This window comes from Stenotrophomonas sp. 364 (genome assembly GCF_009832905.1).
Lineage (GTDB): Bacteria > Pseudomonadota > Gammaproteobacteria > Xanthomonadales > Xanthomonadaceae > Stenotrophomonas > Stenotrophomonas maltophilia_AP.
Genome location: NZ_CP047135.1, coordinates 3,373,538 through 3,386,260, shown reverse-complemented (window position 1 = coordinate 3,386,260; position 12,723 = coordinate 3,373,538). Strand labels below are relative to the sequence as shown.

Sequence of the window (12,723 nt, the reverse complement as noted above, 5' to 3'; positions counted from 1 at the left end):
GGGGATAGCACGATGACCTTTTCCAATGCCATGCGGCAGCGTCCCGACAGGCGCCCGAAGCTGATCCACCTGTGCGCGCTGGGAGTCGCGCTCATGGTGGCCAATGGCACGCTGTTGGCGGCCACGCCCGCCGCAGCGGCTCCGCAGCCTGCCGCCAGCGCCGCGCCGATCACCGCGCCGGCTTCGCTGTCGGTATCCAAGATCGATTTCAAGCGCGGTGACGACGGCGCCGGGCGGTTGATCCTGCAGTTCGACGGCAAGGGCGCCAGCCCGGACCTGCGCACCCAGGGCAACAACGTGGTGATCGACGTCGGCAACGTACGCCTGCCGGAGAACCTGCAGAAGTCGATCAACGTGGTCGATTTCGCCACGCCGGTGCAGCGCATCGATCCCAAGCCCTACGGCGGCGGCACCCAGCTGGTGCTCAACACCAATACCGCGTTCGAGTCGCTGGCCTATCAGACCGGCAACGAGTATGTGGTGGAGATCAGCCCGCGCAAGGAGGCCCCGGCCACCGGCGCGATCAATGCCACCACCGTGACCCAGGCGGCCACCGCCATTGCCCAGCGCGGGTACAGCGGCAAGCCGGTGACCTTCAACTTCCAGGACGTGCCGGTGCGCACGGTGCTGCAGTTGATCGCCGAAGAGTCCAACCTGAACGTGGTGGCCTCCGACAGCGTTGAAGGCAACGTCACCCTGCGTCTGGTCAACGTGCCGTGGGACCAGGCGCTGGACATCGTGCTGCGCGCCAAGGGCCTGGACAAGCGTCGCGAAGGCGGCGTGGTGTGGGTCGCCCCGCAGCCGGAACTGGCCAAGTTCGAGCAGGACAAGGAAGACGCACGGATCGCGATCGAGAACCGCGAAGACCTGGTCACCGATTACATCCAGATCAACTACCACAACGCCGCGCAGATCTTCAAAGCGCTGACCGAAGCCAAGGGCATCGGCGGCAACAGCGGTGGCAGCGGTGGTGGCAGCGGCAGCAGTTCGCAGGAAGACAGCGGCTTCCTGTCCTCGCGGGGGCGCATCGTTGCCGACGAGCGCACCAATACGCTGATGATCAGCGACATTCCGAAGAAGCTGGCGCGCATGCGCGAGCTGATCAACGTGATCGACCGCCCGGTCGACCAGGTATTGATCGAAAGCCGCATCGTCATCGCCACCGATTCGTTTGCCCGGGAGCTGGGTGCCAAGTTCGGTATCAGCGGTGCGCGCGACAACGTGTACTTCGGTGGCAACGTTGAACAGAACCACGCCAACGCCACCAGCAATTCCACCAATGCCACCCAGTACGCCCGCGACGTGGCGGCATGGGAGGCCGGTGGCCGCACGGGCGCAATACCCGTGCGGACGCCGAACACGCTGAGCGGCAGCAACCTCAACTGGAACCTGCCCGTCGCGGCCGCCTCCAACCCGGGTTCGTTGGCACTGTCGATCCTCAACGCCGGTTACCTGCTGGACGTGGAGTTGTCCGCCATGCAGCAGGAGTCGCGTGGCGAATTGATCTCCAACCCGCGCGTGGTGACCACCAACCAGCGCGAAGCACTGATCAAGCAGGGTAAGGAAATCGCCTACGTCACCATCACCGGTGGCGGCAGCGGTGGTGCCGCAACGCCCAACGTGCAGTTCAAGGAAGTGGTGCTGGAGTTGAAGGTCACCCCGACCATCACCAACGACAACCGCGTGTTCCTGAACATGTCGGTCAAGAAGGATGAAGTCGAGAGCTACATCCGTCTGCAGGGGTACGGTGAAGTGCCGACGATCAATCGCCGTGAAGTGAACACGGCCGTGCTGGTGGAGGACGGCCAGACCGTCGTCATCGGTGGCGTGTACGAGTTCACCGACCGCAACAGCATCAACAAGGTGCCGTTCCTGGGCGACGTGCCGTTCCTGGGCAACCTGTTCAAGAAGCGTAGCCGCAACAAGGACAAGGCCGAGCTGTTGGTCTTCGTGACCCCGAAGGTACTGCGGGTTGCAAAGCGCGCCGACTGATTCCCTGCCGCGCTGATGCGTGTTGAAGGGCCGCCCTGGGCGGCCCTTCTGCGTTTGGCGGCGAGCCCAACGGGGCTCTCCCACCCAGGTCTTCGCCCGCTGAGCGCGCGTCGATGGCCGCATCCTGCAGCGCTTGCATGCGCGCGATTCCTGTTCATCCCGCCTTGATGCAGGCGCAGCAGCAGGCTGCGATGATAGTGGGGAACCGATTTCCCTGGCGCTGGTCCTAGTCTCCATGAATTCCATTCCCCCACTTCCCGATGCGCTCCCCGGGGCCGTCACGCCGTCGGTCGAACGCGAGGTCTCTCGCCTGCACGACGGCTTCCGCGCCCTGCGCGATGCACTGGCCGGCGAGATCGTCGGCCAGGCGGCGCTGGTCGATCGGCTCCTGACCGCCTTGCTGGCCGATGGCCACCTGCTGGTCGAAGGCGCCCCGGGGCTGGCCAAGACCACCGCCATCCGCGCGCTGGCCGCGCGCCTGGAGGCGGACTTCTCACGCGTGCAGTTCACCCCGGACCTGTTGCCGGCCGATCTGACCGGCACCGAGATCTGGCGCCCGCAGGAGGGCCGCTTCGAGTTCGTGCCGGGGCCGATCTTCCACCCGATCCTGCTGGCCGACGAAATCAACCGCGCCCCGGCCAAGGTGCAGTCGGCGCTGCTGGAGGCGATGGGCGAGCGGCAGGTCACCGTCGGCCGGCACACCTACGCGCTGCCGGCGTTGTTCCTGGTGATGGCCACGCAGAACCCGATCGAGCAGGAAGGCACCTTCCCGCTGCCCGAAGCGCAGCTGGACCGTTTCCTGATGCATGTGCGCATTGGCTATCCCGACTCCGATGCCGAAGCGGAGATCCTTCGCCTGGCGCGCGAGCGTGCGCGCGACGCCCTGGGCACGCCGCCGCCGGCCCCGGCGCGGATGCCGCTGCAGGATGTGTTCGACGCCCGCAAGGCGGTGCTGTCGCTGCACATGGCGCCGGCATTGGAGCGCTATCTGATCGAAATCGTGCTGGCCTCCCGCGACGCCGCCCGTTACGACCCGGCGCTGGCCCGTCGCATCGCCTGGGGCGCCAGCCCGCGTGGCTCGATTGCGCTGGAGCGCTGCGCGCGTGCGCGTGCCTGGCTTGCCGGCCGCGACTTCGTCACCCCCGATGACGTGCGCAGCGTGGCCCCGGACGTGCTGCGGCACCGCGTGCTGCCCAGCTACGAAGCCACCGCCGAAGGCTGGGACGGCGACCGCCTGGTGGCCGAACTGCTGGCGCGCGTACCGGCACCCTGATCCCCATGGAATCCAACGTGGACAGCGCGGCAGGCACGACCATGGGCGACGGCCTGCGCCCCAGCCTGGCCGAACTGGTCGCCTTGCGGCGCAATGCGCACCGGTTGGCGCCGGCCCGGCGGGGTCGGCTTGGCCATGCCGGCAGCGCGCCCGCGCCGATGCGGGGGCGCGGCATGGAATACGCCGAGTCGCGCGAATACGTGGCGGGCGACGACGCACGCCACATCGACTGGCGGGTCACCGCCCGCACCGGGCGCGCCCATACCAAGTTGTTCCAGGCCGAGCGCGAGCGCCTGACCCTGCTGGTGGCCGACACCGACCCGGTGCTGTATTTCGGCACGCGGGTGCGCTTCAAGTCGGTGCAGGCCGCGCGCGTCGGCGCGATTGCCGCCTGGCTGGCGCAGCGCCAGGGCGATCGCCTGGGTGCACTGCGCGGCAGTGCGGTTGAAGCGCCAGTGCCGCCTGCCGGTGGCACCCGGGGCGTCCTGCGCGTGCTGGATGCCTTGACCCGCTGGTACGCCGAACCGCCTTCCGACGATGCCGGGCTGGACCGTGCACTGGAACATGCCGCCCGCCTGCTGCGGCCGGGCGCGCGCGTGGTGGTGTTGGCCGACCCCGGCCAGGCCGCGGCCATCAGCGTTGCACGGTGGACCGCGCTGGCGATGCACCACGAAGTGGTGGTGATGCTGCTGGTGGATCCGCTTGAGCTGGCCCCTCCGGCGGCACCGCTGGCGTTCCTGTCGCAGGGGCGCCGCGTGACGCTCGACTTGGACCGCGCGAATGTCCGCGAGCACTGGCGCACGCGCTTCGTGGCCCCGCTGGAGACACTGCAGAAGCAGCTGTCGTCGCGCCGCATCCAGGTGCATGTGGTGGCCACCGATGACGTCAGCGACTGCTGGTTGACCCCGATGCCCTCGGCGGTGGTGGCATGAGCGCGGCCAGCAGTCTGCCGCTGCGCGACGTGCACGTGCCGCCGTCACCGCCGTGGTGGCCACCGGCCCCGGGCTGGTGGCTGGTGCTGGCGGCACTGCTGGGTGTGGTCGCGCTGCTGTGGTGGTGGCGTGCGCGTCGCCGTCGCCGTGAACAACGGTGGATGCGATTGTTCGACGATGGCGTGGCGCAGGCGACCACCCGGATGGATGAAGTGGCTGCCATCGCCGCGCTGCTGCGTCGTGCCGCGCGGACCCATCAACCCGGTGCCGAGCTGCTGCAGGGCGACGCCTGGCTCGAATTCCTCGATGAGCCCGGCAGTCGCGCCTTCTCCGATGGCGACGGCCGGCTGCTGTTGGACGGCGGCTACCGCCCCCAGGTGGACGCCGAGGCTGCCACGCGGCTGCGGGTGCTGGCGCGCCGGCGCTTCCTCGGGCTGATGTCGGGGCGTCGCCGATGATCGCGATGCAGATGCCCGAACACTGGGCTGCCTGGTTGCCCAGCTGGCTGGCATGGTTGGACACGCTGGCCTGGCCGTGGATGCTGGCCGCGCTGCCGTTGCCGGTGCTGATGCACTGGTGGCCACAGCGCAGCGCCACCGCTGCCGCCCTGCGCGTGCCCTATGCGGCGGCGCAGTTGCAGGCGTTGGGCGTGGCCGCGGGCGGGCGTTCGCTGGGGCTGGGGCGGCTGGTGTTGTGGCTGGCCTGGGTCTGTCTGTGCGTGGCTGCCGCGCGCCCGCAACAACTGGGTGAGGCGGTGACGCCGCCGCAGCAGGGACGACAGATGATGCTGGCCGTCGATGTGTCGGGCAGCATGAGCGAAGCAGACATGCTGCTCGGGCACCAGGTGGTGGATCGTTTGACGGCCGCCAAGGCCGTGCTGGCGGATTTCCTCGACCGGCGTGCCGGTGATCGCGTCGGTCTGCTGATCTTCGGCGAACGCGCCTACACGTTGACCCCGCTGACCAGTGACCTGGCCAGCGTGCGCCTGCAACTGGGCGACAGCGTCGTAGGCCTGGCCGGGCGCGAAACCGCCATCGGCGATGCGATCGCGCTGGCGGTGAAACGCCTGCGCGAACAACCGCAGGGGCAGCGCGTGCTGATCCTGCTTACCGACGGCGTAAGCAACGCCGGCGTGCTTGAACCGCTGCGCGCGGCAGAACTGGCCAAGGCCGAAGGCGTACGCGTGTACACCGTGGCCTTCGGCGGCGACGGCGGCTTCAGCCTGTTCGGCGTGCAGATCGCACCGGGCGAAGACCCTGTTGATGAAGCCACCCTGCAGAAGATTGCCACGCTCACCGGTGGCCGCGCATTCCGCGCGCGCAATACCGACGAACTGGCGGGGATCTATGCCGAACTGCAGCGCCTTGAGCCGGTGGCGTCGGCCGGGCCGGCGGTGCGCCCCCGCATCGAACGGTATGCCTGGCCGTTGGCGCTGTCGCTGCTGTTGGCCGGGCTGGCATGGCTGCTGCCGAGGCGGTGGGCATGAACATGGACTGGAACGCACTGCACCTGGTGCGCCCGCACGCGCTGTGGCTGCTGCTGGCGCTGCCGCTGATCGCCGCCCTCTGGTACTGGCGCCGCCGCCGCGGCAGTGCCTGGCACGGTGCCGTGGATGCGCATCTGCTGCGTCACCTGCTGGTGGCCGGCGGGCAGCGTGCCTGGGGTGGGCTGGTGGCGCTGCTGCTGGGGTGGACGCTTGCCGTGGTGGCGTTGTCAGGCCCCAGCTGGCGGCAGGTAGCGCAGCCCTTGTGGCAATCGCCGGCACCGCTGGTCGTCGCACTGGACCTGTCTTCGCGGATCACCGCTACCGACCTTCCTCCATCGCGGCTGCTGCAGGCGCGGGCCAAGCTGGCCGCGCTGCTGCGCGAGCGTAACGGCGGTGAGGTTGCCTTGTTGGTGTATGCCGACGATGCGTACACGGTGGCGCCCTTGACCGCCGATACCGCCAACGTGGCGCTCTATCTGGATGCGCTGGGCCCGGACGTGATGCCGCGCGACGGCCAGCGGGCCGAGCGCGCGCTGGATGCGGCCGTGCTCCTGCTCCAGCAGTCCGGCGCACGCGGCGGCGACATCCTGCTGCTCACCGATCGCGCCGACGCCGCCGCCAGCAGCGCGGCCACCGCGGCGCGCCGCCAGGGCGTGACGGTCTCGATACTTGGCGTGGGCACGCCCGCCGGCGCCGCCTACCGCAGTGGCGACGGACAGATTGCCCAGGCGCGCCTGGACGAAGCGTCCCTGCGCGCGGTGGCCAGTGCCGGGGGCGGTCAGTACGCGCGGATGGCCAGCGACGATGGCGACCTGCGCGCCTTGGGCGTGCTGACGCCCAAGACAAGCATGGACGATCGCCGCGACGGCAATGGCATGGCGTGGCGGGACGAAGGCTTCTGGTTGCTGCCCCCGCTGATGCTGCTGGGGTTGTGGGCGTTCCGCCGACGCGCCCTGGCTGTGGTGCTGGTGGCCTGCCTGGCCGCGCCGCTGGCGTTGCCCACCCCCGCGCAGGCCGCCGAAGGCACCTGGTGGAGGCGTGCCGACCAGGTGGACCAGCAGGCACTGGGTGCGGGGGTGGAAGCCTACCGCCGGGGCGACTTCAAGGCCGCCCAGGCGCAGTTCGAGGGCATCGACAGCGACGCCGGCTGGTACAACCTGGGCAACGCGCTGGCCCGCCAGGGCCAGTACGACGCTGCGATTGACGCCTACGACAAGGCGTTGCGCAAGACGCCGGGGATGCCCGACGCGGTCGCCAACCGTGCGGCGGTGGATGCCGCCCGCAAGCGCAAGCCGCCGTCGGCGCCGCCCAAGGACGGCCAGGGCAAGCAGCCGCCCACCTCGCCACCGTCGCAGGGCCAGGGCCAACCGGGCAAAGATGCCGGCCAGCCGCCGAAGCAGCCCGGGCAGCAGAGCCCTGACCAGCCGCCGGGCACGCCGGCGCAGGGCAAGGACACACAGGACGCCGGCAACCCCGAGCCCAACCCCGCCGCGCAGGCCCAGGCCGATGCGGCCCAGCGGCAGCAGATGCAGCAGGCGCTGCAGCGGCAGGGCAAGGACGGCAAGGACACCCCGGCGCAGCGGCAGGCCGCGGAAACCCCGCAGCAGCGCGAGCAGCGCCAGGCCGTGGAAGCGTGGATGCGACGGGTGCCGGATGATCCGGGCAGCCTGTTGCGCGCCAAGTTCCAACTCGAAAACGAACGCAGGAAACGGGAAGGACGATGAGCACCGATTCGACCACGCGACGCTGGATGCGCGGCTGCTGCTGGCTGCTGCTGGCGGCGAGCAGCTGGGCGCAGGCGCAGACCCGTGCCTGGCTCGACCGCGCGCAGATCAGCGACGGCGACACGGTCACCCTCAACATCGAGAGTGATGCGGGCGGGACACCGGACTACACGCCCCTGCGCGCCGATTTCGAGCTCAGCGGTCAGACCAGCAGCCGCCAGATGCAATGGGGCACGGGCGGCACCACCGCGCGTAATCTGTATGCAGTGGCTTTGTCGCCGCGCCGCACCGGCACACTGCAGATTCCCGCGTTGCAGGTGGGGGCCAACCGCACCGCGCCGCTGCTGCTACAGGTGGGCGCCAGCACTGCAGCGCCGGCGGCCGTTCCCGGCAATGCGGCGGTGTTCATGGAAACCGAGGTCGACGACCTGTCGCCCTACGTCCAGCAGAGCGTGGGCGTGGTGGTGCGGCTGTACTACGCCTCGCAGCTGGTCTCGGGCGAACTGCTGCTGGATACCCCGGCTGGTGCGTCGATGCAGCGGGTGGGCGAGGACCGCAGCCTGGTGCGCGAGGTCAATGGTCGCCGCTACAACCTGGTGGAGCGGCGCTTCCTGCTGATTCCCGAACGCAGCGGCCCGCTCCAGTTGCCGGCGGCCCAGTTCAACGGACGGGCCGCCGGTGGCTTCTTCGATGACATGTTCGGGGGCGACGGACGGCTGCGCGCCACGGCGCCGGCGCGCACGCTGCAGGTGCAGCCGCAACCTGCCAACGCAGCGCAGCCGTGGCTGCCGCTGCACGACCTGCGCCTGCGGTACACCGCCGCGCCCACCCAGGCACGTGCCGGGGAAGCGGCCACGGTAGTGGTGGAAGCCGTGGCCCAGGGTGCCACCCGCGCGCAGTTCCCGGAACTGCCGGCGCTGGACGTCGGCCCCGACGCCCAGGTGTTCGCCGAACCGGCCCAGTTCGATGAGACCTTCAGCGGCAACACGCCGCAGCTCAAGCTGACCCGGCGCTACTCGATCGTGCCGCGCATGCCGGGCACCCTGCGCGTGCCCGGGCCGAGCATGCCGTGGTGGGACGTGAAAGCTGGCGAGGCGCGCACCGCCACCCTGCCGGCGTTGACCCTGCAGGTCGCCGCCGCGGGCGCGGGCGGTGCTGCGCCGTCGGTGCCGGTGGACACCCGGTCGGCGCTGCCGGGCGAGGCCACCGCGGCCACCAACGCGCTGCCGCTGGCAGACCCGGCAACGCCGGCCCGTCCCTGGGGCTGGATCGCGGCTGCCGCGGGATTTGCGCTGCTCTGGCTGCTGACCCTGTGGTGGGGCTGGCGCCGGGTGCAGCGCGGGGATGCCGCCGTGGCCCCGCAGCCGGGCCCGCCCGGTTCGCCGGCGGTCGTGGTGTCGCGGGCGGAACTGCGCCGTGCCCTGGAAAGCCAAGGGCTGGACGAGATCATCGCGCTGCTGGCAGGCATGGGCGGGGTAGTGGGCCTGGAGGCCCTGCTGGCGCGGCTGGCCGACCCGGCCCAGCGCGAGGCGTTGCTGGCGATGCAGCGGGTGCGCTGGTCCGGCCAGGGCGGCGACGTGGCCGCCGCACGCCAGGCGCTGCGCCGGGCCTTCCATGACGGACCGCACTGGCAGGCCGCCGCGGTGGCGGAAAACAATGGGCTGGCGCCTCTATATCCTTCGGGATCCTGATGTGCTGCCGGGCCTGCGCGTCCGGCTTTGCTAAGCTCGTTCAATTCTTTACAGGAAAGCTGCTACATGACTGAGGCCGCAACGACCCGCAAGAAACTGCCCTTGCACTGGAAAATGGGCATTGGCTTCGCGCTGGGCCTGGTGCTGGGCCTGATCGTGCATGCCGCCGGACCGGGCGTGCCTGGCCTGACCGACTTCGCCAAGGGTGTGATGGCCTGGGTGACCACGCCGCTGTCGGGCCTGTTCCTCAACCTGATCTTCATGCTGATCGTGCCGCTGATCTTCTCGGCGCTAATCATGGGCGTGTCGGAGATGGGCGACATCCGCGCGCTCGGCCGCATCGGCTGGAAGACCCTGGCCTACACAGTGCTGCTGTCGGGCATCGCGGTGGGCATCGGGCTGGTGCTGGTCAACGTGCTCAAGCCCGGCGCCGGGGTGGACCCGCACGTGGCCGCGCAGATGCTCTCGGAGAATGCCGAGCGCAGCAAGGAAATCGTCGCCGGCATCCATGAAACCCCCAAGGGCATGGATATGCTGCTGTCGATCGTGCCCAGCAACGTGCTGCAGGCCGCATCGGACAATGGCGCGATCCTGTCGCTGATGTTCTTCGCGCTGATGTTCGGCATCGGCATGGTGCTCAGCGACGAGGAAAAGGTCGCCCCGCTGCGTCGCGCCGTGGAAGGCGTGTTCGAAGTGTCGATGACGCTGATCAACCTGGTCATCCGGCTGGCCCCGTACGCGGTGGCCTGCTTCATGTTCAATCTGGCCGCGCTGTTCGGCTTCGACCTGATCATCCGCCTGGGCGCCTACGTGGGCGTGGTGGTCCTGGCACTGGGCCTGCACATGGTGGTGACCTACGGCACGGCGGTGTGGCTGTCCGGGCGTTCGCCGCTGTCGTTCTTCCGCGACACCCAGGAGGCCACGGTGATGGCCTTCTCCACCGCCTCCAGCAACGCCACCCTGCCCACCGCGCTGCGCGTGGCCGACCAGATGGGCCTGCCGCAGAAAGTATCGCGCTTCGTGCTGACCGTGGGCGCCACCGCCAACCAGAACGGTACCGCGCTGTTCGAGGGCGTGACGGTGATCTTCCTGGCCCAGTTCTTCGGCGTGGACCTGAGCATCGGCCAGCAGATCATGGTGATGGCAGTCTGCATCCTGGGCGGCATCGGCACGGCCGGCGTGCCGTCGGGCTCGTTGCCGGTGGTGGCGATGATCTGCGCCATGGTCGGGGTCAACCCGCTGGGCATCGGCCTGATCCTGGGCGTGAATCACTTCCTGGACATGTGCCGCACCGCCCTGAACGTCACCGGCGACCTGGCCCTGACCACCCTGGTGGCCAAGGGCGAGACCGAGGACAGCCCGGTGCCGGTACAGGTCCAGCGCGACTGACCGCCCGGCCCGGCGCGGCCTGCCGCGCGCATCGCATGACCAACGCCCCGCCCCGCGCGGGGCGTTTTTGTTCAGAAAGCCGACACCCGGCCTGACCCCGCCGGAGGTCTGTGGGACAATTGGCTGCCCGCAGCTCCGCGGGAGCCTCCCGACTCTCAGAACCATGACGCAGCCTACCCGCCGCCAGTTGGCCAATGCCATCCGCTTCCTTGCCGCTGATGCGGTCGAAACCGCCAAGTCCGGGCATCCCGGCATGCCGATGGGCATGGCCGATATCGCCGAGGTCCTCTGGAACGACTATCTCCGTCACAACCCCAACAACCCGAAGTGGTTCAACCGCGACCGCTTCGTGCTGTCCAACGGCCACGGCTCGATGCTGCAGTACGCGCTGCTGCACCTGAGCGGCTACGACCTGCCGATCGAACAGCTCAAGCAGTTCCGTCAGTTGGGCAGCAAGACCGCCGGCCATCCGGAGCACCATGAAACCCCGGGCGTGGAAACCACCACCGGGCCGCTCGGCCAGGGCCTGGCCAACGCCGTGGGCTTTGCGCTGGCTGAAAAGCTGCTGGCCCAGCGCTACAACCGCCCCGAGTACGAGATCGTCGACCACCGCACCTGGGTGTTCCTGGGCGACGGCTGCCTGATGGAAGGCATTTCCCACGAAGCCGCCTCGCTGGCCGGCACGTGGGGCCTGGGCAAGCTGGTCTGCTTCTGGGATGACAACCACATCTCGATCGACGGCAATACCGAAGGCTGGTTCACCGACAACACCCCCGAGCGTTTCGAAGCCTATGGCTGGAACGTGGTGCGCGGCGTCGATGGCCACGACCCGGACAGCATCAAGGCGGCCATCGACGGCGCCCTGGCGCAGTTCGACAAGCCCACCCTGATCTGCTGCCGCACCACCATCGGCTTCGGTTCGCCAGGCAAGGCCGGCAAGGAGTCCAGCCACGGCGCGCCGCTGGGCAAGGACGAGCTGGAAGCCACCCGCAAGCAGCTGGGCTGGAACTACGGTCCGTTCGAAATCCCCGAAGAAATCTACGCCGGCTGGCGTGCCGGCGGTACCGGCACCCTGCGCCAGGCCGAGTGGGAACAGCAGTTCGACAAGTACGCCGCGCATTTCCCGGCCGAAGCCGATGAACTGACCCGTCGCTCGCACGGCGAATTGCCGGCCGACTTCATCGCCAAGGCCGATGCCTACATCGCCCAGGTGCAGGCCGACGGCCAGACCATCGCTTCGCGCAAGGCCTCGCAGCTGGCCATTGAAGCTTTCGCGCCGCTGCTGCCGGAACTGGTGGGTGGCTCGGCCGATCTGGCCCATTCCAACCTGACCCTGTGGAAGGCCAGCAAGTCGGTCGCTACCGACGACCCGAACGCCAACTACGTGTACTACGGCGTGCGCGAGTTCGGCATGACCGCCATCGCCAACGGCCTGGCCCTGCACGGTGGCTTCATTCCGTTCGACGCCACCTTCCTGGTGTTCAGCGATTACGCCCGCAACGGCGTGCGCATGAGCGCGTTGATCCCGGCGCACGCCATCCACGTATACACCCACGACTCGATCGGCCTGGGCGAAGACGGCCCGACCCACCAGCCGGTGGAGCACCTGGCCTCGCTGCGCTACATCCCCAACAACGATGTGTGGCGCCCGTGCGATGCGGTCGAGTCGGCGGTCAGCTGGAAGTCGGCGATCACCCGCACCGACGGCCCGAGCTGCCTGGTGTTCAGCCGCCAGAACCTGCCGCACCAGCCGCGCAGCACCGAGCAGGTCGCCCAGATCGCGCGCGGTGGCTACGTGCTGGCCGACGCCGAGGGCGGCGTGCCGGACGTGATCCTGATCGGTACCGGTTCGGAAGTGGGCCTGGCGGTGGCTGCCAAGGCCGAACTGGATGCTGCCGGGATCAAGACCCGCGTGGTGTCGATGCCGTCCACCGACGTGTTCGAGCGCCAGGACGCGGCCTACCGCGAGTCCGTGCTGCCCAACGCCGTGCGCAAGCGCGTGGCGGTGGAAGCGGGCGTTACCGGTTTCTGGCGCCAGTACGTGGGCCTGGACGGTGCGGTGATCGGTATCGACACCTTCGGTGCCTCGGCCCCGGCCGACGCGCTGTACAAGCACTTTGGCATCACCACCGATGCGGTGGTCGCCGCTGCGAAGGCGCAGTTGGCCAACTAAGGGCCAGCTACTGACGTAGTGCGAACGGCGCTTCCCGAAACGGAAGCGCCGTTTTCGTTTAGG

At 69.3% G+C, this 12,723-nt stretch carries 9 protein-coding genes; all 9 read left to right on the top strand.

Going from position 1 to position 12,723, the window contains the following annotated elements; all coding sequences use genetic code 11:
- The first annotated feature begins 12 nt into the window (after nt 1-12).
- Nucleotides 13-1,992 (top strand): type IV pilus secretin PilQ family protein, encoded by a 1,980-nt coding sequence (locus GQ674_RS15275; RefSeq protein WP_159497756.1) that lies wholly within the window; start codon nt 13-15, stop codon nt 1,990-1,992.
- A gap of 235 nt (nt 1,993-2,227) precedes the next feature.
- On the top strand, nt 2,228-3,265 hold the full coding sequence (locus tag GQ674_RS15270) for a MoxR family ATPase (protein ID WP_236546100.1): 1,038 nt from the start codon (nt 2,228-2,230) through the stop codon (nt 3,263-3,265).
- Between the two features lie 5 nt (nt 3,266-3,270).
- Nucleotides 3,271-4,197 (top strand): DUF58 domain-containing protein, encoded by a 927-nt coding sequence (locus GQ674_RS15265; RefSeq protein ID WP_159497755.1) that lies wholly within the window; start codon nt 3,271-3,273, stop codon nt 4,195-4,197.
- Nucleotides 4,194-4,655, top strand: coding sequence for a DUF4381 family protein (locus tag GQ674_RS15260; RefSeq protein ID WP_159497754.1), 462 nt, complete (start codon nt 4,194-4,196; stop codon nt 4,653-4,655). The genes GQ674_RS15265 and GQ674_RS15260 overlap by 4 nt, the downstream gene beginning before the upstream one ends.
- Before the next feature lie 11 nt (nt 4,656-4,666).
- A complete protein-coding gene (locus tag GQ674_RS15255; protein WP_236546317.1) occupies nt 4,667-5,683 on the top strand; it encodes a VWA domain-containing protein in 1,017 nt (338 codons plus the stop codon).
- The gene (locus GQ674_RS15250) at nt 5,656-7,407 is read left to right on the top strand and encodes a VWA domain-containing protein (RefSeq protein WP_236546099.1); all 1,752 of its coding nucleotides are present in this window, start codon (nt 5,656-5,658) and stop codon (nt 7,405-7,407) included. Before GQ674_RS15255 ends, GQ674_RS15250 begins: the two co-directional genes overlap by 28 nt.
- 26 nt (nt 7,408-7,433) lie before the next feature.
- A complete protein-coding gene (locus tag GQ674_RS15245) occupies nt 7,434-9,098 on the top strand; it encodes a BatD family protein (RefSeq protein ID WP_328803886.1) in 1,665 nt (554 codons plus the stop codon).
- Nucleotides 9,099-9,164: 66 nt separating this feature from the next.
- The gene (locus tag GQ674_RS15240) at nt 9,165-10,487 is read left to right on the top strand and encodes a dicarboxylate/amino acid:cation symporter (RefSeq protein ID WP_159497751.1); all 1,323 of its coding nucleotides are present in this window, start codon (nt 9,165-9,167) and stop codon (nt 10,485-10,487) included.
- A gap of 163 nt (nt 10,488-10,650) precedes the next feature.
- Nucleotides 10,651-12,660 (top strand): transketolase, encoded by a 2,010-nt coding sequence (gene tkt, locus GQ674_RS15235; protein WP_159497750.1) that lies wholly within the window; start codon nt 10,651-10,653, stop codon nt 12,658-12,660.
- Nucleotides 12,661-12,723 lie beyond the last annotated feature (63 nt).

Coding starts and splice junctions, on each gene's coding strand:
- GQ674_RS15265 (WP_159497755.1), top strand. CDS start 3,271: ATGGAATCCAACGTGGACAGCGCGGCAGGCACGACCATGGGCGACGGC.
- GQ674_RS15275 (WP_159497756.1), top strand. CDS start 13: ATGACCTTTTCCAATGCCATGCGGCAGCGTCCCGACAGGCGCCCGAAG.
- GQ674_RS15255 (WP_236546317.1), top strand. CDS start 4,667: ATGCCCGAACACTGGGCTGCCTGGTTGCCCAGCTGGCTGGCATGGTTG.
- GQ674_RS15250 (WP_236546099.1), top strand. CDS start 5,656: ATGGCTGCTGCCGAGGCGGTGGGCATGAACATGGACTGGAACGCACTG.
- tkt (WP_159497750.1), top strand. CDS start 10,651: ATGACGCAGCCTACCCGCCGCCAGTTGGCCAATGCCATCCGCTTCCTT.
- GQ674_RS15240 (WP_159497751.1), top strand. CDS start 9,165: ATGACTGAGGCCGCAACGACCCGCAAGAAACTGCCCTTGCACTGGAAA.
- GQ674_RS15245 (WP_328803886.1), top strand. CDS start 7,434: ATGCGCGGCTGCTGCTGGCTGCTGCTGGCGGCGAGCAGCTGGGCGCAG.
- GQ674_RS15270 (WP_236546100.1), top strand. CDS start 2,228: ATGAATTCCATTCCCCCACTTCCCGATGCGCTCCCCGGGGCCGTCACG.
- GQ674_RS15260 (WP_159497754.1), top strand. CDS start 4,194: ATGAGCGCGGCCAGCAGTCTGCCGCTGCGCGACGTGCACGTGCCGCCG.